This is a genomic window from Celeribacter naphthalenivorans (genome assembly GCF_020524585.1).
In the GTDB taxonomy this organism is placed as follows: domain Bacteria; phylum Pseudomonadota; class Alphaproteobacteria; order Rhodobacterales; family Rhodobacteraceae; genus Celeribacter; species Celeribacter naphthalenivorans.
Window position 1 is genome coordinate 337,860 of record NZ_JAIVLK010000004.1, and the last position, 22,046, is coordinate 359,905.

Here is a 22,046-nt window from a genome sequence, read left to right on the forward strand (position 1 = left end):
TTCCCCTGTGCCGTCCGTCTTTTTCGACGGTTTTGAGAGGAGCGGACCATGTGTTCCCTGTGCGGTATTCTCGGGTGTGACGATCACTGGACCAACGCGATTGCGCGGCCGGGCGTCTACACACGCAACCACGATATGCCCGCCCGTCGGGCCGAGGCCGCGCGCCGCATGAAAGCCGCGAATGACATTCTCTCTTACCGTCGTGTCAAACTCGATGTCTGGCAGGGGCGGTCCTATGTCGTGACCTCTCCGACCGGGGCGTCGAGTGTGTTCGAGGCCCTGTCGCATCTCTGGCCCGAGGCCGAAGCCCTCGCAGGCCGCGACTTTGATCCGCTCGACGATGCGTTGATTTCCTGGATGGAAGCGCGAGGTGACGCATGACGCCTGTTGTTCTGCTCACCGGGTTTCTGGGCTCCGGCAAAACCACGCTGTTGCAACGCCTGTTGCAAGACCCCTCGATGGCGGGGGCGGCGGTGTTGATCAACGAATTCGGTGAGGTGGGGCTGGATCACCACCTGCTCGACCGGATCGATGACAACGTCGTCTTGCTCAAATCCGGCTGTATCTGTTGCACCGTGCGTGGCGAGGTGGCCGACGCCCTGTCCAATCTCGACAGCCTGCGCGCGCGCGGCGAGATTGCCTTTGACCGCGTGGTGATCGAGACCACCGGGCTGGCCGATCCTTATCCGGTGTTGCAGACCTTGACCGCGCATCCGGTGCTGCGCTCGCATTTCACCAATGGCGGCGTGCTGACCACGGTCGATGCCGTCAATGCGCGGCTTCAGGTCGAGCATCGCGCCGAAGCCGTCCGCCAGATTGCTGCGGCGGATCGCATTGTGTTGACCAAAACCGATCTGGCTGAGCCGGGCGAGGATCAGGCCCTGCGCGACCGTTTGGCCCGGATCAACCCGGCAGCGCGGATCATGACCACGCAGGAGCCGGTCGAGACCATCCTCGGTGGCTTTGGCCCTGCCGCCTTTGCCGCGGCTTTGGTGACGCAGGAAGCGCATTCGTGCGGGCCTGCCTGTGATCATGAGGGGCACGACCATCCTCACCATCATCACCATGCGCACAGCCATCACAACGCGGCACATCACGACGAAGCCTTGGGCGTGACAAGCTTTTCCCTCGTCATTGAGGGTGAGATCGATTGGACTATGTTCGGAACCTGGCTTACACTCTTGCTGCATAAGCATGGTGATAGGATTTTCAGGGTGAAGGGTATTTTGGCGCTCAAAGGCGAAGACAAACCGATCGCGATTCACGGCGTGCAGCATCTCGTGCACGCGCCCACGCATATGACGCATTGGCCGGATGGCCCGCGCCAGTCGCGCATCGTCTTTATTCTCGAAGGGCTCTCGCCCGAACAAATCCGCCGCAGCTTTGCCGCGTTCACGGGGCTCTCCGGGGTCCGGGCCGCCGCCTGATGACGGAGCCGCTTCGTATTCTCACCACGGAAATTCAACCGTGGCGCTTTCTCAAGGATCGCGCCGAGGCGGATCTGGGTTTTTCGCTCGAATTCATCGAGATGGATTTCAACAGCGCGCAACGCACCGCCGCGCTCGATCCGTCCAGCTATGACATCTACGACCAGTGTTTCCACAACCTCGATATCGTCTGGTATTGGCGGGCCGTGCAGGCCATCGATACCCGCCGGATCACCCATTGGGACGATCTCGACGAGCTGTCGCGGATTATGGGGACAAGTGGGCGTCAGGCCCTGGGCGATGTGCCCGCTTCGCGGCTTTTCGTGCAGCATGACATGACGCTCTCGGACAGTCCGAGCGGTCAGATTTCCATGCTGCCAACCTTTTACAACTTCGACAGTTTCGGGGTGGAGACCGAAGGTTTGGATGTGGATCGCGACATCCGAAGCTGGGCGGCGCTTTTGGACCCGCAATGGGCCGGACGGGTGTCTTTGGTCGATGAACCTGCCATTGGTCTCTTCGATCTGGCGCTGGCGCTGTCGGCATCGGGGCAGATCGAATTCGAGAATATGGGCAATATGTCCGTGGCGGAAATCGACGCCCTCATCGAACACGGCAAGAGCCTCATTCATGCCGGCCACCTGAGCCCCTTCTGGCTGCGTGCAGATGAACCGGTCGAGCGCTTTATGAGCGGCGAGTTGAAACTCGCCTCGATCTGGTCGCCGACGATTGTGGAAATGAAACGCCGCGGCATTCATGTCCGCCAAGCCCGCCCGCTCGAAGGCTATCGTGCCTGGCATGGCGGCATGTGCCTGTCGCGTCTGTTGAAAGACGACAAACTCGACCGGGCCTATGAATGGCTGAACTGGTATCTCGATGGTTACGCGGGGTCCGTCGTGGCGCGTCAGGGCTATTACATGTCCGTGCCGGACCGCGTAAAAGCGCATATGTCAGAGGCCGAATGGGACTATTGGTACGAGGGCCTTCCTGCGCCGCAGGAGCTCGTTGACGTGGCCGGGCGTCCGGCGATCCGTCCGGGCGAAACCCGCTCCGGTGGGTCGCGCAGGGACCGTGCGCATCACATCGCGATCTGGAACTCGACCATGGACGAACACAATTACGCCGTGCGCCGTTGGAGCGAGCTGGTCGATCTTGCCGCCGCGAAAGGCCGCGCACAACGGCGCGCCAGTTAGGGCCGCTCTCTTGAAATTGCTGAACACGGAAAGACACCGATGAAACATGTCGTCTTGATCGCCACGGGCGGAACCATCGCCTCCGCCGCCGATAAAACCGCCGGTGCCGTCAATGCCGGGCTGAGCGGTGAAACCCTGCTCGCGAGCCTGCATGAGCCGTTGGATGGCATCACGGTCACCGTCGAGAATTTCGAGGCGGCGGGCAGCTATGCACTTGATCTTGCGACCATTCACCGGCTCTGCGCCCGGATCGACGAGGTCTTGGCGGAGCCGAATGTGGACGGCGTTGTCGTCACCCATGGCACCGACACGATGGAGGAAAGCGCGTTTCTCGCCTGGCTTTTGGTCAAAAGCGACAAGCCCGTGGTCTTCACCGGCGCGCAGCGTCATGCCGGTCAGCCCGACACCGATGGACCGCGCAATATTCATGATGCGATCTGTGCCGCAGCCAGTGCCGATCTGACGGGCGTTGGCGCCGTGATCCTCTTTGAGGGCGACATCCATGGCGCACGCTATGTGACCAAGGCGCATACCTCGCGGGTCGACACCTTCCGCTCTGTGGGGCTCGGTAAATTCGGCGAGGTCGATCACGGCACCGTTCATCTCTACACCCGCCCGGCCAAGGCCCGCGTGGCGCTGGACACCCCTGCGCTCGACCCGAATGTTGAGTTGATCGGCGTGTGCCTCGGCTCGACGCCGCGTCTGATGGAACTGGCGGGGCAGGCGGGGGCGACGGGGATTGTTTTGTCGGCTTTTGGCCGTGGCAATGCGCCCAAAGGTTTCGCTGACGCCACCGCGCGCCTTATCGCTTCGGGGTGCCCGGTCGTGGTGGCGTCTCGCTGTCACGAAGGCCGCACCCAAGCGATCTATGGCAAGGACAGCGGCGGTGTGACGCTTGTGGAAAACGGCGCGCTCCTGGCCGGGGATCTCTCGGCGGTCAAAGCGCGGCTGCTGCTTTCGGCCCTTTTGGGCAAGGGGCTGAGCGGGAATGATCTGGCCAAGGCCTTGGCCGCCTACGCCTAAGGGCTATCGCCTCTCCAAATGACCTCTTCTGGCGGGATTTCACCCTGTGAAATCCTCCGGGAATCTTCCTATGTGACCTCCGGCAAACCCCGCATAGTGGGCGCACCGGGTGACGTGACTAAATCGCGTCAGGGAGGCCCGGAACAATCAAGGCGCGCCAAGCGCCTCAGGGAGGAACTCATGACACATTCGAAACGCCCCCGCTCCGGCGGGGTCTCCAGACGTGCCTTCACCGCAGGGCTTGCGAGCTTGCCTTTGCTGACGGCTGCGCGCGGGCTTATGGCCGCCGATGGCGCACCGATCCGCATCGGTTTCATCTCGCCGCGCTCCGGGCCGCTGGCGGCCTTTGGCGAGGCCGATCCCTTTATCCTCGATCTGGTGCGCAAGGCCGTGGCAGACGGCGTGTCCATCGGCGGTGAAACCCGCGAGATCGAAATTCTCGACCGCGACACGCAATCCGACCCGGCCCGCGCCGCCCAGCTTGCAAGCGATCTGATCAATGGCGAAGGCGTCCAGATCATCCTCGCCTCCTGCACGCCTGAGACCATCAACCCGGTGGCCGACGCCTGCGAGGCGGCGGGTGTGCCCTGTGTTTCGACCGTCATGCCGTGGCAGGCGTTCTATTTTGGCCGTGGGGCGAAGCCCGGCGAGCCCAGCCCGTTCAAATATTCCTACCATTTCGGCTTTGGCGTCGATGAATTTGCGCAGGCCTATATCTCGCAGTGGAACGCGCTCGACACCAACAAGAAGGTTGGCGTGCTCTATCCGAACGATGCCGATGGCAATGCCGTGCGCGCCATGCTCGCGCCGCAACTTCAGGCCGCGGGGTTCGAGGTGTTCGATCCGGGCGCGTTTGAGAGCTTTACCTCCGATTACACCACGCAAATCCGCTATTTCCGCGAGAACGGCGTGGAGATCATCAATTCCTTCGCCCTGCCGCCGGATTTCGCCACTTTCTGGCGCCAGTCCGCGCAACAGGGGCTGAGCCGTCAGGTCAAGATCGTGCAGGTCGCCAAGACCGGCCTCTTCCAATCCGACATCGAGGCCATGGGCTCGCTCGGACCGAAACTCGCCTCCGCCGTTTATTGGCACCGCGACATGCCCTATAGCTCGCCCACCACGGGCCACAGCGCAGAAGCCCTCGCCGCCGCCTATGAGGCCGAAACCGGGCGGCAATGGATGCTGCAACTCGGGGCCTCTTTGGCGCTGTTTGACGTCGCCTTGGTCGCGCTCGATCAAAGCGGCGCGCCGATGGAGCGGGACGCCATCGCGACCGCGATCTCGCAGCTCAACGTCGAGACGGTGAACGGCAAGGTCGATTTCACCTCCGGCCCGGTGCCCAACGTGGCGCATGGTCCGATTCTCGGCTCGCAGTGGCAGCCGGTGGAGGGCAGTGGCTTTCCGCTCAGTCAGGTGCTGACCGAAAACGCCACCGATCCGAACGTGCCGGTGGCTGGCACGTTGATGCCCTATAACGGGTGATGCCATGGCACAGGTTAAAATGACGGAGGGGGCGCAGGCTGCGCCTCCCATTCTCTCCGTGTCGGGTCTCGGCAAATCCTTTGGCGCGGTGCATGCGCTCTCTGAGGTGAGTTTCGATCTCAGGGCGGGCGAGGCGGTGGGCATCGTCGGTCCCAATGGGGCGGGCAAATCGACCTTTCTCGCCGCCCTCACCGGGGCTTTCGCGCCCTCGACGGGCACGATCTGGCTCGATGGGGCCGACGTGACCGGCACCCCCGCCGAGATCATGTGTCGACGCGGCGTGGTGCGCACGCATCAAATCCCGCGGCCCTTCGGGGGGCTGACGGTGTTCGAAAACGCCCGTCTCGCGGCGAGTTTTGGAGGGCCTGAAAATGGCGATGCCGATGCGCTGGCTTACGGTGCGCTCAAACTTTGCCGCATGTTGCCGCTGGCCAACACGCAGGCGGATCGGCTCGGGCTTTTGGATCGCAAACGTCTGGAAATGGCACGCGCTTTGGCGACCTCGCCGCGCGTGATCCTGTTGGACGAAGTGGGCGGCGGGCTGACGGATGCCGAGGCCGAGGTGTTGGTCGAGATCATCCGCGAAATTCGCGCCTCGGGCTGTGCCATCGTCTGGATCGAGCACATCGTGCATGTGTTGTTGCAGGTCTCCGAGCGGCTGATCTGCATGGATATGGGCCGGATTATCGCCGATGGCGATCCACAAGCGGTGATGCGCGATCCGGCTGTGATGGAAGCCTATCTGGGGCAGGGGGTGACATGAGCGTTCTCGAAATTTCCGATTTGACGGCCCGACACGGGCTTTTGAGCGCCGTCAAAGGCGTCTCCTTTTCCGTCGCGCCCGGCGAAGTGGTGGCTTTGGTCGGCGCCAATGGCGCGGGCAAATCCACGCTCTTGCGCTCCATCGCTGGCGCCCATCAGGACCAAGGCGGCACGGTCACGCTCAAAGGCGAGGATCTCACCGGCTGCGACGCCCACAAACGGGTGCAGCGCGGTCTGGCGCTCGTGCCCGAGGGGCGCAAGCTCTTCAGCCAGATGAACGTCTGGGAAAACCTCTGTCTCGGGGCGCAGGTCGGGCGGTCCGGCGACTGGACGCCGGAGCGGGTTTTCGACGTGTTCGACAATCTGAACAAGCGCCGCTACTCGGCCTGTACGCACCTCTCCGGCGGCGAACAACAGGCGGTGGCCATCGGTCGCGCGCTGGTGAGCAACCCCGATGTCATCATGCTCGATGAGGTCTCTCTGGGCCTGTCTCCCGCGATCGTCGACCGCGTCTATGCCGTTCTGCCGGAGCTGCGCGCTTCGGGCACCGGTGTCATCGTCGTCGAACAGGATCTTGGCCGTGCCATGTCGGTGGCGGATCGGGTGATTTGTATGCTGGAGGGCGAGATCGTCCTTCAGGGCCGCGCCGACAGCCTCTCCCGCGAGGAGATCATCGGCGCTTATTTCGGTCTTCCGCCCGGAGCACAGGGGTCTGAAGACCATGCCAATCCTGCCATGGGAGCCATGACATGATCGATATTCTGCTGCAGGGCGTCCTCTTGGGCGGCTACTACGCGCTTTTGGCCGTGGGCCTCGCGTTTCTCTATTCCATCATGGGGATCATCAACCTCGCGCATGGCTCTTTTGCCGTGCTCGCAGCCTATCTCGTCTTGGCGATGACCGACAGTCTGGGGATCAATGTCTGGCTTGCGGTGCTGGCCGTCTTGCCGATCATGGCGGTGATCGGCGCGCTGGTGGATCGGTTGATTTTCGAGCCGGTGCAAAAGGGTGGACAGCTTTTGTCGGTGCTGGCGACCTTTGGGCTTTCGGTGGTGATCGACAATCTGATCTTTCAAATCTGGGGCGCCAACACGCGCACCCTGGCCAATGCTCTGGGCGATCTCGCCTGGGCGTCCTGGGAGATCGGCGGGCTTTGGGTTGGCAAGGTCTCGGTCTATATCCTCTTGGCCGCTGTCGGGCTTTTGACCGGGCTGACGCTCTTGATTGCGCGCACGCCTTTGGGCCGGGCGATCCGGGCCACCGCGACCGATCCGGACACGGCGGGGCTTGTCGGCGTCGATGCCCGGCGCGCCCGCACCATCGCCTCGGCTCTGGCCTTTGTCGCCATCGGCGTGGCGGGGGCGGCGCTTGGCATGCGCACCACATTCACGCCCTACGCCGGTGTGACCCAGCTTTTGTTTGCCTTTCAGGCGGCCGTCATAGGTGGGTCGACCTCCGTGCGCGGCACGCTCTTTGGCGGCATCACCTTGGGCCTTGCCCAGACCTTGGGCGCGACCATTCACACCCAGGGCTTTCTCATCGGCGGGCATCTCGTGTTCTTCGCGGCGCTGTTCCTGCGTCTGCAGTTCGGCACGCTGCGCCTGCCCAAGTTGCGGAGGGCTGCGGCATGAGCCTCTCGTCTTCTCTGTCCAACCTTTCCACGGAGACTTCTCCCATGGCCCAAGCAACCACTGCCCCTTACCGCGTCCGTCGCTGGACCCCGCGGGCCAAGATCACTGTGCTGCTTTTCGCCGTCGCCGTCGCCGCTCTGGCACTGGCCCCGGCGGTCACCGGCGCGGCCTTTATGGACCGGGCGGTGGCGCTGTTTGTCTACATCCTTCTGGCCGTAACTTGGAACGCGCTGGCGGGGTACGCCGGGCAGGTCTCTGTCGGGCAACAGGGGTTCTTTGGCCTCGGCGCCTATGTCACCATCCGGCTCTCGGATGCAGGGCTGCCGGTCTTTCCCTCGCTCGTCGTTGCGGCTCTTGTCGTGGGGGCCATCGCGCTTCCGGTGAGTTTCGTCATGCTGCGGCTCAGGGAGGGCGAATTTGCCATCGGCATGTGGGTGCTCGCGACGCTGTTTCATCTCCTCGTCAATCTCGATCCGCTCATTCAGGGCGAGACCGGCGTGTCGCTCATCGCGCTCAATGCGGTGCCTGCCGAGACCCGCAATCTGGTGATCTATCTCATGGCGCTGGTCTCCGCCGTCGCTGTGATCTCCGCCATGTTCCTCTTGCTGCGCTCGCGCATCGGGGCGGCGCTTCAGGCGATCCGCGATGACGAGGCGGCGGCGCATTCCGTAGGCGTCAATGTGGTCCGCACCAAACAGGTGATCTTTGTCTTCGCGGCCTTCGGCGCGGCGCTTGCCGGTGCGCTTTGGCTCGCGGGCAACGTAAGCTTTCAACCGAAAGCCTATTTCTCCGTGCAATGGATGGCCTATACGATTTTCATGGTCATCGTCGGCGGCATCGGCACCTTCGAAGGCGCGATTTTGGGCGCCGTGGTTTTTTTCCTCCTCGAAACCTTTCTGGGCGGCTACGGTGTCTGGTATCTTCTGGTGCTCGGGGCTTCGGCCATTGTCATGGCGCTTGGATTTCCGCAGGGCATCTGGGGTTATCTCTCATCGCGGCACGGCCTGTCTTTGGTGATGGTCGGGCGGCATCTTGAGGCGCCTGAGACCGAGAAGAGCGGGAAAGGATCGGGATGGAGCGCGGACGGGTGAAACAGGTTCAGGTGAAATCCATTGAATCGCTTGCGCGCGGGCTGGAGGTGTTGCAACTCATCCAGGCCGCGGGCGCCGTCAGCCTGCACGATCTGCACCGCATGTCGGGCATTCCGAAGGCCTCGCTTTTGCGGATTCTGAAAACCTTGGCCGAGCGTGGCATGATCTGGCAACGCATCTTGGACGACCATTACATCCCGTCCTATTCCCTGTCCGAGCTGGCCAATCGGGTCGACCGCGAAACCCGTCTGGTCGAGGTCGCCTCGCCGGTTCTGGAGGCGCTGACGGGCGAGGTGAAATGGCCCTCTGTTTTGGCAGCGCCGCGTCTCACCTGTATGGAGGTGATCGAGGCCAACACGCCGCGCAGCTATTTTCACCACATCCCTCTCGGACCTTTGGGGTTTAAGATCAATATGTTGCGCTCCGCCACGGGGCGCGCCTACATCGCCTATTGCGAGGACGCCAAACGCGAGGCGATTTTGGATGCGCTGCGCCGCACGGGCCGCAAGGGCGATCTTATGGCTGCCGTGCCGGAGATGGTCGCCGAGGCCATCGCCATCACCCGTGAACAGGGGTTCGGTCTGCGCGATGCCGATTTTGGCGGCTCTTATGACGAGGGCCGCGCCAGCCATGATGACGGCCGCGATTCCGTCGGTGTGCCGATTGTCGTCGGCTATTCCACCGTCGGCGCGATCAACATCACATGGGCCAAAAAAGTGCTGCCGCGTGCGCAGGCCATCGAACGCTTCGTCGGTCCGTTGCAAGAGGCGGCGCGTGAGATTTCCGAAGGCCTGATGGAGGCCCAGAACAGCTTTACCCAGCAAAGCGCGGGTCAGAAGAAAATCGCGCCATAAGATTTCAGTGCGAAGATTTCACCCTGAGAAACGTTGCGCCATAAAAATTTCACAGGGTGAAACTTTGGCCGCACGCGATTGATGGGGCGGGGCACAGCGCCTAGCCTCAAACTGTAAGAAGACCCGCAGTGAAACGCACATCTCACAACGCGGGTCTCGAATGGGAGGATTACCGAATGACCGCATTGAACACGCAATTTGCGTGCATGGCGACGCTGTGCCTGAACGTCCGTTTTGTGACGGAGGCCGGGGCATGAGCGCGCTGACACGACAAGACATCAACGACATTCTCGCGCTGGTCGATCAATCCGATTTCGACGAACTGCGCCTTGAGATCGGCGACACCAAGATTGAGCTGCGCCGTCGCGGGGCGGGTCAATCCGGGGTTGCTGCGCCTGTTGCCGAAGCGCCTGCGCCGCAAGTCGCGCCCACTCCGAAGCCGAGTGAGGCCACCCCGGTCGCGGCCCCTGTTGTCGCCTCCGGTGGCGGCTCCGAAGTGCCCGCGCCGCTTTTGGGCACCTATTATTCTGCGCCGAAACCGGGCGCTGCGCCATTCGTCAAAGTCGGCGATCGCGTCGAGCCGGACACGGTGATCGGCATCATCGAGGTGATGAAGCTGATGAACTCCGTCACCGCCGATGTGGCGGGCATCGTCACCGCGATCCATGCCGAAGACGGCGTGCTGGTCGAACATGGTCAGGCGCTGATCTCCGTTCAGCCGGAGTGAACCGATGACCCCTATCAAACGAATTTTCATCGCCAATCGCGGCGAGATCGCCGTGCGTGTGATCAAGACCTGCCGCGCCTTGGGCATCGAAACCGTGCTGGGCGTCTCCGAGGCGGATCGCGACACTTTGGGCGCCAAATTGGCCACCCGCGCCGTCTGTCTGGGGCCCGCTCGGGCGACTGAAAGCTATCTCTCTGTCGGCACCGTCGTGGAGGCCGCGAAGGGCACCGGCTGTGACGCCATTCATCCGGGCTACGGCTTTCTCTCCGAGAACCGTGCGCTGGCCGAAGCCTGTGCCGAGGAGGGGATCGTCTTCATCGGCCCTGACCTGCCGCATCTCGACGCCGTGGGTGACAAGCTCACCGCGCGCAGCCATGCCGAAGCCGCCAAGGTGCCGCTGGTGCCGGGGGGCTCTGCCGAGACCGTGGAAGACGCCCGTAAGATCGCCGAAGAAATCGGATTTCCCTTGTTGATCAAGGCCGTATCCGGCGGCGGCGGACGCGGGATGAAACGTGTGGATCGGATGGAAGATCTGGAAAGTCAGCTTGATTTGGCGACCTCCGAGGCCGCCGCGGCCTTTGGCGACGGGCGGGTCTATCTCGAACGTTTCGTCACAGTCGGACGCCATGTCGAGGTGCAAATCCTCTCCGATGGCGAAACGGTCCTGCACGTGGGCGAGCGCGATTGTTCGGTGCAGCGCCGCTATCAAAAGGTGATCGAGGAAGCCCCCGCGCCGGAACTGCCGAAAGCGCTCAGAGACGGGCTTTTGGCGGCGGCGGTGAAATTCGCCCGCCACCTTGGCTATCGCTCGCTGGGCACCGTTGAATTCCTCGTCGATATGGAGCGACAGAGCTTTTATTTTCTCGAAATGAACGCCCGGATTCAGGTCGAACATCCGGTGACGGAAATGATCTCCGGCCTCGATCTTGTGGCTGAACAAATCGCGGTGGCCGAGGGCAAGCCCATGACGCTCACGCAAGATGACATCCGCCTTACCGGTCATGCCATCGAATGTCGCCTCAACGCCGAAGACCTCGCCCATGAGTTCCGCCCCGCGCCGGGACGCGTCACTATGGCTTGGTTCCCGCCGATGGAGGGCCTTCGGGTCGACACCCATATGGTGCCCGGCGCGATGATCTCGCCCTATTACGATTCCATGATCGCCAAGCTGATCGTCCATGCCGCCACCCGCGAAGAGGCGATGGACCGGATGCTCAAGGCGCTCGATGTCTGTGTGCTTGAAGGCGTGAAAACCAACGCGCCGCTGCATCATGCGATCCTCTCCGAGGGTGAATTTCGCGCCGGCGGAGTCGATACGACCTACCTGCCGCGTTTCCTTGAACTTCATGGCGCGGAGGTTTGCCAATGAGCCTGTCCCTGATCGACACCACGCTGCGCGACGGCAACCAGAGCCTCTGGGGCGCCACGGGCCTCGACACCGCGCAGATGCTGCAAATCGCGCCGGTCATGGACCGCGTTGGCTATGAGGCGATTGATTTCTCGACCTCGACCCACATGGCCGTCGCTGTGCGGTTCACCAAGGAAGACCCTTGGGAGCGTCTGTCCCTGATGCGCGAGGCCATGCCGGAGACGCCGTTGTCGTTTTTGACGACGGGGATGCGGTTCATCTCTTGGGAGGTGGCCAGTCATGAGTTGATGGAATTTGCCTTCCGTCTTTTGGTCAATCGCGGCATCCGGCGGTTTGCCGTCATGGACCCGATGAACAACATCTCTGCCATGACCACCATGGCCGATCTGACGCGCAAGGCCGGGGGGGAAAGCATCGTCGCGGCGCTGACCTTTACGCTCTCGCCGTTGCATGACGATGCGCATTTCGCCAAAGCTGCCGAGGCGCTGGCGAACTCCGGAAAGTTCGACCGGCTTTACCTCAAAGACCCCGGCGGGCTTGTCTCCGCCGAGCGTGCCGCGACGCTGTTTCCGGCGCTGCGCAAGGCGGTCGGTCAGATGCCTTTGGAGTTCCATTCGCATTCCACCATCGCGCTCGCGCAGTTTTCCTATCTGGAGGCCGCGGGGCAGGGCGTCGATTGCCTTCACACGGCCTCGGCGGCGGCCGCCAACGGGACGTCGCAACCCGCCGTCGCCTCGACGTTGCGCAACCTGCGCGACATGGGGGTGCGCGTCGATGTGGATGATGAGGCCATCGCCGAGATCGACACTTATTTCAGCGCGCTGGCGCAGGCCGAGGGGCTGAGCCACGGTCAGCCGCAGGAATTCGACCGCAGCTATTTCCGCCACCAGATGCCCGGCGGCATGATGGGGACGCTGAAACGGCAATTGTCAGAAACCAAACGCCTGCATCTTTTGCCGCAGGTGCTCGAAGAGGTCGAACGCGTCCGCGCCGATCTCGGCTATCCGATCATGGTCACGCCGTTTTCGCAGGTGGTCGGCACGCAGGCGCTTTTGAACGTCATTGGCGGCGAGCGCTATTCGACCATCCCCGACGAGGTGGTGCGCTATGCTTTGGGGCGTTTTGGGCAACCGGCGATGCCGATGGACAGCGCGCTTGAGGACCGGATCAAAAGCTCGAAACGCGCGAAAGAACTGACCGAAGAGCCGCATATGGCCTCGCTCGACGAGCTGCGCGCCAAGATCGGCAAGGACCTGTCGGACGAGGAATTCCTGCTCCGCGCCGTGATGCCCGCCGAACAGGTCGACGCCATGAAGGCCGCCGGTCCCGCGCGCCGGGGCTATGACCCGAGCACCCGGCCCACGGTCGATCTGATCCGCGAGCTGACGTCGCGGCGCGATTTGGGGGAGGTGAAATTGTCCAAACCCGGTCTCACTCTTGAACTGAAAGGAGGCCGCTGATGGACGGTCGTTCTCTGAATGTCGCGGTCTTCGACATCGACGGCACGCTGGCGATGATGGACAAGGCGAAAGGCACCTATGAGGCGCTTCCGGGCGCGATCCGCGCGATGGAGATTTGTCGCGAAGCGGGTATGGATGTCTGGGCCTACACCAACGGGACGTTCTTCACGCCGGAGCATTACTACCCGCGTCTGGCCGATGCCGGAATCGTTTTGGACGAAGGCCGCGTGATGACGCCCGCCAGCGTGGCGGCGCATCACCTGCACCAGACCGGGCACAAACGTGTGATGGTTCTGGGGGCTGAAGGCACGGTGGAGCCGATGCGGGCTGCGGGGTTTGATGTTGTTGTCGCCGGAGAAGAGACCGGAGATGAGGCGCGCGACGTGGACGCCGTTCTGGTCGGCTGGGCACGGGATTTCAACCTCGCGCAACTCACCTCCATGGTCGAAGCGGTCTGGGAGGGCGCGATGCCCTATTCCGTCTCGGATGCCCCCTATTTCGCGGGCGCAAAGGGCCGCGTGTTGGGGGTCTCTGGCTCGGTCGGAGCAATGATCGCTCACACCAGCGGCGTCGAGCCGACGGTGATCGGCAAGCCCGCGCCCTGGGGGCTTGAGATGATCGCCGAGCAAACCGGTGTGGCCGCGCGCAACATGGTGGTGATCGGCGACGATCCGAAACTCGAAATTCGCATGGGCCGGGTCGGGGGCGCCATCACCGTGGGCGTCACCACCGGGATCGCACAGCGTCACGATTTTCTTGCTGCCCCGCCCGACTGGCGCGCCGACATCGTATTGAAAAGCCTTGAAGAATTCGAAGCGCAAGACTGGCTCTTTGCGCAGGAGGAGAGCCTGACATGACCACGCAGACCGATATTCTCTGGACCGCGCCGGCGGCCCGTCATGCCGCAGCCAATGCCACGAAACTTTTGGACTGGCTGGCCGGACAGGGTCTGGCCTTCGACGATTACGATGCCATGCTTGCATGGTCGATTGACGAACCGGAGGTTTTTTGGCGTCAGCTTTGGGCCTATTTTGATGTGATCCATGATGGCGAGATCAAAGAGGTGATGAGCGCCGACCCGATGCCCGACACGCGCTGGTTCACCGGCACCAAGCTCAACTACGCCGAACATGTGCTGCGGCTCGAAGAGGCGGGCGATCCGGCCCGCGTGATGCTACATCACTCGTCCGAGTTGCGGCCCCATGCGACGATGAGCTGGGGGGAGGTTGGGTCCGCCGTACGGAAACTGGCGACCAAGCTGCGCGCCATGGGCCTCGGCGAGGGCGATTGCGTTGCCGCCTATATGCCCAACATCCCGGAGGCGGTGATCGCCATGCTCGCGACCACGGCCATTGGCGCCACATGGTCCTCTGCTGCGCCCGAGTTCGGTGCGCAGACGGTGATCGACCGCTTCGGTCAGATCGCGCCGAAACTGGTGTTTGCGGCCAATGGCTATCGCTACGGCGGCAAGGATTTCGACCGCACCGAAGACCTCGCGATGATCCTCGCGGCGCTGCCCGAGGCGCGCGATTTGGTGATGCTCGACTACCAACCGACGGCGGCCAAGGCCCCGGCGTTCGATGGCACGATCCACACCTGGGACGACATGCTCTCCGGTGCGGAAGTGACCCGCGAGGCCTTCACCTACACCCGTGTGGCGTCCGATCATCCGCTTTGGGTGTTGTTCTCCTCGGGCACGACCGGCCTGCCGAAACCCATCGTGCATGGGCATCATGGCATCGTGGTCGAGCACCTGAAATCCGCGGCAGTGCATTTCGATCTGAAGCCCTCCGACACGCTGTTTTTCTATTCCACCACAGGCTGGATGATGTGGAACACGCTGATGTGGGGGCCGCTCATGGGCGCCTCCGCCGTGCTTTACGATGGACACCCGGCTTTTCCCGAAATCACCTCGCTCTTTGAGCTGGCCGAGACCACCGGTGCGACCGTCTTCGGTACAAACCCGACGTTTTTGCAGATCGTCAAACAGCAAGGCATCGTGCCGAAAGAGCGCTTTGATCTCTCAGCCCTGCAATCCGTCATGCTGGTCGGTTCGCCCGCCACGCCGGAGGTGTTTGAGTGGGTCTACGCCAACGTCAAATCCGATCTCTGGGTCACCTCGCAATCGGGCGGGACGGAGTTCTGTTCGGGCATTCTCGCCGGTGCGCCGATCCAGCCGGTGCGCGCGGGCGTGATCCAGTCGCGCGGCCTCGCCACCGATGCGCAGGCCTTTTCCGAGGCGGGTGAGCCGCTGACCGATGAGGTGGGCGAATTGGTGATCCGCAAGCCGATGCCCTCGATGCCGCTGTTCTTTTGGGGCGACGACGGGAATGCGCGCTACCGGTCGAGCTATTTCGAACGCTTCCCGGGTGTTTGGACCCATGGCGACCGGGTGGTGTTCCACGAGGACGGAACGTGTTTGGTGCTCGGGCGCTCGGACGCGACGCTCAACCGCTTTGGCGTGCGCATCGGCTCGGCGGAGATTTACCGCACGGTCGACAGTTTCGAGGGCGTTAAGGACAGCCTCATCGTCTGTGTCGAGGACGGGCAGGGCGGCTATTTCATGCCGCTGTTTTTGGAGTTGGCCGAGGGCGTGGCGCTGACCGACGAGCTGATCGGCGCGATCCGCACGACGCTGCGCAAGGATCGCAGTCCGCGCCATGTGCCGGATGTGATTTTGCAGGCGCCGGAAATTCCGCTGACGCTGACGGGCAAGAAAATGGAAGTGCCTGTGCGCAAACTCCTTTTGGGCGCGGCCATGGCGGATGTGGCGAGCGAAGGCGCAACCCGCAATCCCCACGCCCTGCGCTGGTTCGCGGACTATGCCGCCGACTGGCGCGAAACCCAATCACGCGAGGAGGAACGCGCATGACAACCGCTCAAAAGATTTTCGATGTCACCGGAAAGGTGGCCTTTATCACCGGCGCGGGTTCCGGACTTGGTCGCGCGATGGCCGAGGTGCTGGCCGCCAATGGGGCGAAGCTCGTGCTTTTCGATGTGAGCGCCAAGGGGCTTGAGGCCACCGCCTCCGCGCTGGGCGCGACCGAGGTGGAAACCGTGGTCGGCGATGTCTCGGACGAGGCCGCCGTCGAGGGTGTCATCGCCACCTGTATCACGCGGTTCGGTCGGCTCGACATCGCCTGCGCCAACGCGGGCATCGCCGATCCGGAGCCCGCGCGGTTGGACGGTTACAAGAGCGAGAACTGGCATAAGACGGTCGGGATCAACCTCGACGGCGTGTTCTATGTGAACCGCGCCGCGATCCGCGAGATGCTCAAAACGGGTGGCGGTAAGGTGATCAACACCGCCTCCATGTGGGGGCTTGCGGGCGCGGCCGCTGTTGCGCCGCTTCCGGCCTATACCGCGACCAAGGGCGCGGTAGTGAACCTGACGCGCGAGCTGGGTCTGGAGTATGCGAAAGACAACGTGCAGGTGAACGCGATCTGTCCGGGCTTTTTCGACACCGCCATTGGCGATCCGAACGATCCGGAGTTTGCCAAGGCGACCGTCGCGTTCACCCCCATGGGCCGCACCGCCAAGGCGGAGGAGATCATGGGATCTGTGCTCTATCTCGCCTCCTCTGCGTCGGATTTCGTCACGGGCACCAGTCTCGTGATCGACGGCGGCTGCGCGGCACGCTGAGGGAGGATGAGATGACATTCGAAAACAAATCCATCTTCATCAGCGGTGCCGCGACGGGCATCGGGCGGGCGACGGCGCTGGCCTTTGCCTCTCAGGGGGCGAAGGTTCTGATCGCGGACGTGGACAAACGCGCCGCGGACGTGGTGGCCGAGATCACGGGCGCGGGCGGTGTGGCGCAATTTGCCCAATGCGATGTCACTGATGCCGCACAGGTGCGCGCGGCGGTGGCTAAGGCGGTGCAAGACCACGGCGGGCTGCACGCCGCCTTCAACAACGCGGGCGTTTTGCCGAAACCTGAGCCGATGCATGAGGTCACGGATGCCGGGTTTGACCGCGTGATGGAGGTCGATCTCAATGGCGTGTTTCACTGTATGCAGGCCCAGATCGCGCAGTTTCTGACCACGGGCGGGGGCGCCATCGTCAACACCGCCTCGGTCGCGGGGCTCGTCGCCGATCCGATGATGTCGGTCTATGTGGCGGCCAAACATGCGGTGGTGGGCCTCACCAAAGCCGCCGCCATCGAATACGCCACGCGCGGCATTCGGGTGAACGCCATCGCGCCGGGCTTTGTGGCGACGCCGATGACGGAAGCTTGGCTCGAGGACGAAGACTTCCGCGAGGAAATGTTCAAACACAACATCATCGGACGGGCCGCAGATCCCGCCGAGATCTCGGGAACGGTGCTGCACCTGTGTTCCGAGGCCGCAAGTTTCACGAATGGAACAGTGCATGTCGTCGATGGAGGACAGACGGCGCATTGATCCGCTAATATGAACATGTTCAGGGAGGAAAACATGGCTGAACATCACGCACAAACGACGGGCGCCTCGCGTCCGAAGGTTCTGATGATTGTCACTCAGGACACCAAACAGGAGGAGGCAAAATACCTCCGCGAGATCCTCGAAGGGGCGGGCGTGGATGTCATCCATCTCGACCCCTCCGTGCGCAAGGTGGTGGGCGGCGCCGAGATCGGCCCCGAAGATATCGCCGCCGCGACCGGCAAAACGCTGGCCGATGTCCGCGCCATTCACCACGAGGGCAAAATTCTCGACAAGATGATCGAGGGCGCCGTGGCCTGCGCGTTGGCCGTGCATGAGAAAACGCCGATCTCCGGTATTCTCTCCATCGGCGGCTCCATGGGCACCACCATGGGCACCACCGTGATGCGCGCCTTTCCCTACGGGATGCCAAAGATGATGATCTCGACGCTGGCCTCCGGCATGACCGCAGGCTTCGTGGGCGTCAAAGACATCTGCATGCTCAATTCGGTCTGCGACATTTCCGGCCTGAACTCGATCTCCCACGATGTGTACCGCAACGGCGCGCTGGCTGTCGCGGGCATGGCGAAGGGCTATGAACCGATCCATTCGGGCGAGAAACCTTTGGTTCTGGTCTCGACATTGGGCACGACCGAGGCCTGTTCGCGCCGGGTGCGCGAGGGGCTTGAGGCCGATGGCTTTGAGGTCATGGTGTTCCACACCACCGGCAATGGCGGGCGGACGCTTGAGACCATCTGTGCCGAGCGCGATGTGGCCGCCGTCGTCGATATGTCTCTGGTCGAGATCAATGATTTCCTGCGCGGTGGGATGTGCGCCGTGGGGCCGGACCGCGCCGCGACCGCCGTGCAAAAGGGCATCCCCGTGGTCTTTGCCCCCGGCAATGTGGATTTCTACATCATGCCCTCGCAGCTTGCGGTCGGCGCCGCGCCGTTCGAGGGCCGGGGCTATCACGTCCACAACAGCGCGCTCACGGCCGTGCGCACCACGGAAGAGGATCTGATGCATCTGGCCGATCACATGGCCGAGATCATCAAGGGGGCGACCGGTCCGGTGCGGTTCTTTGTGCCGCGCAAAGGCTTTTCGCATCACGACAGCCCGGATGGCCCGCTGCCGCGTCCGAACCTGCCGCCGGTGTTTGAGGCGCAATGCAAAGAGGCCTTCGGCGATTATGCCCCGGTCGAAGGCATTGATGGCCACATCAACGATCCGGTCTTTGCCGATGCGCTTTTGGCGGCCGTGCGCGAGGTGACGCGCGTGCCGGCGATGGCGTAACGCCTTCCTCCTTGCAAAGATCACACCTGCAAAAACCACACCGGGCGCGGTGCGCTGCGCCCGGTCCTATTCCTCACACGACAGACTGAAAGACCGATGGTAGATTTTTCCAGCGTCCGCGCGATTGATTTTCACACCCATGCCGAGGAGGCCTGCGGCTGTCACCACGATGACGGCTATGACGATCTGCAATCCGCGATGGCGAAATATTTCAACGCGCCCTGGGCCCATCCGCCGACCATCGACCAAACCGCCGCGCATTACCGCGAGAAAAACATCGCCGCGGTGATTTTCCCGGTCGATGCCGAGCGCGAGACGGGCTATCGCCGCTACGACAATTACGAGGTCGCCGACGCCGCCGCGAAACACTCCGACATCCTCATTCCCTTCGCCTCGATCGATCCCGCGAAAGGCAAATTGGGCGCCCGCGAGGCGCGCGATCTGGTGGAGAACCACGGCATTCAGGGCTTTAAATTCCACCCGACGATGCAGGGGTTTTATCCGAACGACCGGAGCGCCTATGTGCTCTATGAGGCCATCGCCGAGGCGGGAAAACCGGCGCTGTTTCACACCGGCCAGACGGGCGTCGGATCGGGGATGAAGGGCGGCAACGGCATGCGGCTGAAATACTCGAATCCGATGTATATGGACGACCTGGCGGTGGATTTTCCCGACATGCCGATCATCCTCGCGCACCCGTCTTTTCCGTGGCAGGAGGAGGCCCTGTCGGTCGCGACCCACAAGCCGAATGTCTACATCGACCTCTCCGGCTGGTCGCCGAAATACTTCCCGCCGATTCTGGTGCGTTACGCGAATACTTTGTTGAAAAACAAGATGTTGTTCGGCTCCGACTGGCCAATGATCGCGCCGGAGAAATGGCTTGATGCTTTTGACAAAGCGGAGTTCCGCGACGAGGTGCGGCCTTTGATTTTGAAGGGAAATGCGATGCGGTTGTTGGGGGTTACGACGTAAGAGGCGGCGGTCCCTCATAGCGCCGCAGGGACACCAACGTCGTCTGCGGGATTGGCGCCTGTGTGAGTTTCGAACTGCCGCGATCTTCGGTCAATGTGTTCGGATTTCCGGACAGGTCGCGGCCTTCGGGTGCCTCGGGGCGATACCATGCTCCGGTCGGCAGGACGATCACCCCGGGCATGACCCGTTCCGACAGGCGCGCGCCCGCCAAGCAGGACCCACGTGCATTGAACAGCTCGACCAGATCGCCGTCCTGAATGCCGCGCTGCAGGGCGTCTTCGGGGTGGATCAAACACGGTTCTGCGCCGTGGATCTTTGTCGCTTGACCGACGGGGCCGGGGTCCATCTGGGAATGCAGGCGGGTTGCCGGTTGCAGCGACAACATATGCAGCGGGCGCAGGGCCTCCGGGCCGTATTGCGCCGCCTCCGCCCCAAGCCATTCGCGCGGCGGCAACCAAGTCACATGGCCCGGGCAATCGTCATAGCCCATGGCGGCGATGGCCTCGCTATAAAGCTCGATCTTGCCACTGGGCGTCTTGAGCGGCGCGCTTTTGGGATCGGCGCGGAAGGCGGAAAATTGCACATAAGGCTCTTGAGGGGCGGGCAGTTCGACTTGGCCGTCACGCCAGAAGCTGTCGAAATCGGGCAAGTCCAGATCGCGTTTCGCGCCCGTTTCACGCGCTGCCTCATAGATCGACCGCAGCCAGGCCATCTCATCGCGCCCTTCGGTGAAGGCGTCGGCAAAGCCCAGACGTTCCGCCAGATCGGCAAAGATCGCATGATCGTCTCGTGCCTCGCCAACGGGCGGCAGCACGCGGTACATGGCGGTGATAAAGCGGTCGCGGGCGCTGGAGGCAATGTCGTTGCGCTCCAAAGTGGTGGTCGCGGGCAGGACGATGTCGGCATGGCGCGCGGTGGCGGTCATGGCGATTTCCTGCACGATCACCACCTCGGGGCGTCGAAACGCGCGGGTCAACTTGGCGAGGTCCTGATGGTGATGAAACGGATTGCCGCCGCACCAATAGACCAGACGAATGTCGGGATAGGTCCGGGTCTCGCCGTTGAACGGATAGGCTGCGCCGGGGTTCAAAAGCATGTCGGAAATCCGCGCCACGGGGATGCAAGCTTTGACCGGGTTCGGACCGGGGCGCAGCGCCGGAGACGGCAGCGCCGGGCGCGGGTTGCCCATGCCGCTGAGGGACCAGAGACCAATCGCCAAGCCCCCGCCGGGCAGGCCGATCTGGCCCAGAAACGCGGCAAAGGTGATCAGCGCCCACATCGGTTGCTCGCCATGATCTGCGCGCTGCACCGACCAAGACATGGTGAGAAAACACCGCGTTTTGGCGCATTTTCTGGCAAGATCGGCGATGCGCTCCGCCGGAATGCCACAGATCGCGCTGGCCCAGTCGGGCGTCTTTGCGATGCCATCGCTCTCGCCTCGAATATAGGCCGTGACCTCTGCGCCACCCACGCAATAGCGCGCGACGAAATCGAGATCGGCGAGGCCCTCGTCCAGAAGCGTGTAACACATCGCCAGCAAGAGCGCCGTGTCCGTGCCGGGGCGGATCGGCAACCACGGGATCGGGGTGCCCGCACCGGGAAGCGCCTGATCCGTCGGCGAAATATTGAGCATTTCCATGCCGCTTTGACGGCAGGCCGCGAGCCATTCAAGCCCGCTGTGTTGCCCCATGCCGCCGGCTTCGACCTGCATATTGCCCGGAGAAATGCCACCGAAATTCAGCAAAAGCCCGGTGTGTTTGGCAATGCCGTCGAGCGAACTGACCGGACCCTGCACCGTGTCGATGTCGCCCAAAACATGTGGCAAAAAGGTGATCGCGGTGGCGTAGCTGTAATTCTGTTCCTGCGCGGTATAGCCGCCGAATTGGCCGAGGAAGCGTTGCAACTGGGTCCGTGCATGGTGGAACCTTCCGGCGCTGGCCCAGCCGTAGGAGCCACCGAAAATCGCCTCATTGCCATGGGTGTCTCGGACGCGGGCCAGCTCCCGCGCGGTGATTTCCAGCGCCGTCTCCCAAGAGACTGGCACGAAATCATCGCCGCCGCGTGCGGCCTGTGCGGCCTCAGAATCGCCATCTAAAAAGGCGCGCCGGATCAAAGGCCTGCGGAGGCGCTGCGGCCCATGCACCATGGCGTCGATATTCTCGAGCATCGGCGAGGGATGTGGGTCATTGGGCGCGGGGCGCACGTCAAGATGGCCCTCGGTGTGGCGCGCTTCGAAGGTGCCCCAATGGCTGGCGTTTTGAATATATCCTGTCATGGTGTCCCTGTTATCACGGCTTGAAACCCTCGCGCTATGCGTTGTGCGAGATGCGGCGTTGATTTTCCGGCCTCTGTGCAGGATCGT

21 protein-coding genes are annotated in these 22,046 nt (G+C 62.9%); 20 read left to right on the forward strand and 1 reads right to left on the reverse strand.

Features of this window, described 5'->3' with window-relative positions:
* The first annotated feature begins 48 nt into the window (after positions 1-48).
* The 20 genes from LC094_RS11050 to LC094_RS11140 all read left to right on the forward strand — a co-directional run bounded on the left by LC094_RS11050 (position 49) and on the right by LC094_RS11140 (position 19,684).
* A complete protein-coding gene (locus LC094_RS11050; protein ID WP_096805213.1) occupies positions 49-381 on the forward strand; it encodes a hypothetical protein in 333 nt (110 codons plus the stop codon).
* A complete protein-coding gene (locus LC094_RS11055) occupies positions 378-1,427 on the forward strand; it encodes a CobW family GTP-binding protein (protein ID WP_226552848.1) in 1,050 nt (349 codons plus the stop codon). The genes LC094_RS11050 and LC094_RS11055 overlap by 4 nt, the downstream gene beginning before the upstream one ends.
* Positions 1,427-2,620 (forward strand): ABC transporter substrate-binding protein, encoded by a 1,194-nt coding sequence (locus LC094_RS11060; protein WP_226552849.1) that lies wholly within the window; start codon positions 1,427-1,429, stop codon positions 2,618-2,620. The genes LC094_RS11055 and LC094_RS11060 overlap by 1 nt, the downstream gene beginning before the upstream one ends.
* 39 nt (positions 2,621-2,659) lie before the next feature.
* Entirely contained in the window at positions 2,660-3,643 is a 984-nt protein-coding gene (locus LC094_RS11065) for an asparaginase (RefSeq protein ID WP_226552850.1), read from the forward strand.
* A gap of 180 nt (positions 3,644-3,823) precedes the next feature.
* On the forward strand, positions 3,824-5,125 hold the full coding sequence (locus LC094_RS11070) for an ABC transporter substrate-binding protein (RefSeq protein WP_226552851.1): 1,302 nt from the start codon (positions 3,824-3,826) through the stop codon (positions 5,123-5,125).
* A 4-nt stretch (positions 5,126-5,129) separates the two neighbouring features.
* Positions 5,130-5,888, forward strand: coding sequence for an ABC transporter ATP-binding protein (locus tag LC094_RS11075; protein WP_226552852.1), 759 nt, complete (start codon positions 5,130-5,132; stop codon positions 5,886-5,888).
* Entirely contained in the window at positions 5,885-6,640 is a 756-nt protein-coding gene (locus tag LC094_RS11080) for an ABC transporter ATP-binding protein (protein ID WP_226552853.1), read from the forward strand. The genes LC094_RS11075 and LC094_RS11080 overlap by 4 nt, the downstream gene beginning before the upstream one ends.
* Positions 6,637-7,518 carry a branched-chain amino acid ABC transporter permease gene (locus LC094_RS11085; RefSeq protein WP_226552854.1) on the forward strand — a complete coding sequence of 294 codons (882 nt, stop codon included), beginning with the start codon at positions 6,637-6,639 and terminating at the stop codon, positions 7,516-7,518. The genes LC094_RS11080 and LC094_RS11085 overlap by 4 nt, the downstream gene beginning before the upstream one ends.
* Positions 7,519-7,562: 44 nt before the next feature.
* The gene (locus LC094_RS11090; RefSeq protein ID WP_226552855.1) at positions 7,563-8,609 is read left to right on the forward strand and encodes a branched-chain amino acid ABC transporter permease; all 1,047 of its coding nucleotides are present in this window, start codon (positions 7,563-7,565) and stop codon (positions 8,607-8,609) included.
* A complete protein-coding gene (locus tag LC094_RS11095; protein WP_226552856.1) occupies positions 8,591-9,463 on the forward strand; it encodes a helix-turn-helix domain-containing protein in 873 nt (290 codons plus the stop codon). Before LC094_RS11090 ends, LC094_RS11095 begins: the two co-directional genes overlap by 19 nt.
* A 128-nt stretch (positions 9,464-9,591) precedes the next feature.
* On the forward strand, positions 9,592-9,720 hold the full coding sequence (locus LC094_RS21570; RefSeq protein WP_264186458.1) for a hypothetical protein: 129 nt from the start codon (positions 9,592-9,594) through the stop codon (positions 9,718-9,720).
* Positions 9,717-10,190: an acetyl-CoA carboxylase biotin carboxyl carrier protein gene (gene accB / locus LC094_RS11100; RefSeq protein WP_226552857.1), complete on the forward strand. Its 474-nt coding sequence runs from the start codon at positions 9,717-9,719 to the stop codon at positions 10,188-10,190. The genes LC094_RS21570 and accB overlap by 4 nt, the downstream gene beginning before the upstream one ends.
* A gap of 4 nt (positions 10,191-10,194) precedes the next feature.
* The gene (locus tag LC094_RS11105; RefSeq protein ID WP_226552858.1) at positions 10,195-11,559 is read left to right on the forward strand and encodes an acetyl-CoA carboxylase biotin carboxylase subunit; all 1,365 of its coding nucleotides are present in this window, start codon (positions 10,195-10,197) and stop codon (positions 11,557-11,559) included.
* On the forward strand, positions 11,556-13,019 hold the full coding sequence (locus LC094_RS11110; RefSeq protein WP_226552859.1) for a hypothetical protein: 1,464 nt from the start codon (positions 11,556-11,558) through the stop codon (positions 13,017-13,019). The genes LC094_RS11105 and LC094_RS11110 overlap by 4 nt, the downstream gene beginning before the upstream one ends.
* Positions 13,019-13,876 (forward strand): HAD-IIA family hydrolase, encoded by an 858-nt coding sequence (locus tag LC094_RS11115; protein ID WP_226552860.1) that lies wholly within the window; start codon positions 13,019-13,021, stop codon positions 13,874-13,876. Before LC094_RS11110 ends, LC094_RS11115 begins: the two co-directional genes overlap by 1 nt.
* A complete protein-coding gene (locus LC094_RS11120; RefSeq protein ID WP_226552861.1) occupies positions 13,873-15,891 on the forward strand; it encodes an acetoacetate--CoA ligase in 2,019 nt (672 codons plus the stop codon). Before LC094_RS11115 ends, LC094_RS11120 begins: the two co-directional genes overlap by 4 nt.
* Complete coding sequence (locus LC094_RS11125) at positions 15,888-16,661, forward strand: SDR family NAD(P)-dependent oxidoreductase (protein WP_226552862.1); 774 nt, start codon at positions 15,888-15,890, stop codon at positions 16,659-16,661. Before LC094_RS11120 ends, LC094_RS11125 begins: the two co-directional genes overlap by 4 nt.
* 11 nt (positions 16,662-16,672) lie before the next feature.
* A complete protein-coding gene (locus tag LC094_RS11130) occupies positions 16,673-17,422 on the forward strand; it encodes an SDR family NAD(P)-dependent oxidoreductase (RefSeq protein WP_226552863.1) in 750 nt (249 codons plus the stop codon).
* A gap of 33 nt (positions 17,423-17,455) precedes the next feature.
* Positions 17,456-18,712 (forward strand): Tm-1-like ATP-binding domain-containing protein, encoded by a 1,257-nt coding sequence (locus tag LC094_RS11135; RefSeq protein ID WP_226552864.1) that lies wholly within the window; start codon positions 17,456-17,458, stop codon positions 18,710-18,712.
* Positions 18,713-18,808: 96 nt separating this feature from the next.
* Positions 18,809-19,684, forward strand: a complete 876-nt coding sequence (locus LC094_RS11140; RefSeq protein ID WP_226552865.1) for an amidohydrolase family protein — start codon at positions 18,809-18,811, stop codon at positions 19,682-19,684.
* On the opposite strand, the gene LC094_RS11145 is transcribed toward LC094_RS11140, so the two are convergent.
* On the reverse strand, positions 19,674-21,959 hold the full coding sequence (locus tag LC094_RS11145; RefSeq protein WP_226552866.1) for a molybdopterin-dependent oxidoreductase: 2,286 nt from the start codon (positions 21,957-21,959) through the stop codon (positions 19,674-19,676). The genes LC094_RS11140 and LC094_RS11145 overlap by 11 nt on opposite strands.
* Positions 21,960-22,046 lie beyond the last annotated feature (87 nt).

Bases quoted from the DNA above. Each gene is read 5' to 3' on its own strand.
- LC094_RS11050 (WP_096805213.1), top strand. From the start codon at position 49: ATGTGTTCCCTGTGCGGTATTCTCGGGTGTGACGATCACTGGACCAAC.
- LC094_RS11055 (WP_226552848.1), top strand. From the start codon at position 378: ATGACGCCTGTTGTTCTGCTCACCGGGTTTCTGGGCTCCGGCAAAACC.
- LC094_RS11060 (WP_226552849.1), top strand. From the start codon at position 1,427: ATGACGGAGCCGCTTCGTATTCTCACCACGGAAATTCAACCGTGGCGC.
- LC094_RS11065 (WP_226552850.1), top strand. From the start codon at position 2,660: ATGAAACATGTCGTCTTGATCGCCACGGGCGGAACCATCGCCTCCGCC.
- LC094_RS11070 (WP_226552851.1), top strand. From the start codon at position 3,824: ATGACACATTCGAAACGCCCCCGCTCCGGCGGGGTCTCCAGACGTGCC.
- LC094_RS11075 (WP_226552852.1), top strand. From the start codon at position 5,130: ATGGCACAGGTTAAAATGACGGAGGGGGCGCAGGCTGCGCCTCCCATT.
- LC094_RS11080 (WP_226552853.1), top strand. From the start codon at position 5,885: ATGAGCGTTCTCGAAATTTCCGATTTGACGGCCCGACACGGGCTTTTG.
- LC094_RS11085 (WP_226552854.1), top strand. From the start codon at position 6,637: ATGATCGATATTCTGCTGCAGGGCGTCCTCTTGGGCGGCTACTACGCG.
- LC094_RS11090 (WP_226552855.1), top strand. From the start codon at position 7,563: ATGGCCCAAGCAACCACTGCCCCTTACCGCGTCCGTCGCTGGACCCCG.
- LC094_RS11095 (WP_226552856.1), top strand. From the start codon at position 8,591: ATGGAGCGCGGACGGGTGAAACAGGTTCAGGTGAAATCCATTGAATCG.
- accB (WP_226552857.1), top strand. From the start codon at position 9,717: ATGAGCGCGCTGACACGACAAGACATCAACGACATTCTCGCGCTGGTC.
- LC094_RS11105 (WP_226552858.1), top strand. From the start codon at position 10,195: ATGACCCCTATCAAACGAATTTTCATCGCCAATCGCGGCGAGATCGCC.
- LC094_RS11110 (WP_226552859.1), top strand. From the start codon at position 11,556: ATGAGCCTGTCCCTGATCGACACCACGCTGCGCGACGGCAACCAGAGC.
- LC094_RS11115 (WP_226552860.1), top strand. From the start codon at position 13,019: ATGGACGGTCGTTCTCTGAATGTCGCGGTCTTCGACATCGACGGCACG.
- LC094_RS11120 (WP_226552861.1), top strand. From the start codon at position 13,873: ATGACCACGCAGACCGATATTCTCTGGACCGCGCCGGCGGCCCGTCAT.
- LC094_RS11125 (WP_226552862.1), top strand. From the start codon at position 15,888: ATGACAACCGCTCAAAAGATTTTCGATGTCACCGGAAAGGTGGCCTTT.
- LC094_RS11130 (WP_226552863.1), top strand. From the start codon at position 16,673: ATGACATTCGAAAACAAATCCATCTTCATCAGCGGTGCCGCGACGGGC.
- LC094_RS11135 (WP_226552864.1), top strand. From the start codon at position 17,456: ATGGCTGAACATCACGCACAAACGACGGGCGCCTCGCGTCCGAAGGTT.
- LC094_RS11140 (WP_226552865.1), top strand. From the start codon at position 18,809: ATGGTAGATTTTTCCAGCGTCCGCGCGATTGATTTTCACACCCATGCC.
- LC094_RS11145 (WP_226552866.1), bottom strand. From the start codon at position 21,959: ATGACAGGATATATTCAAAACGCCAGCCATTGGGGCACCTTCGAAGCG.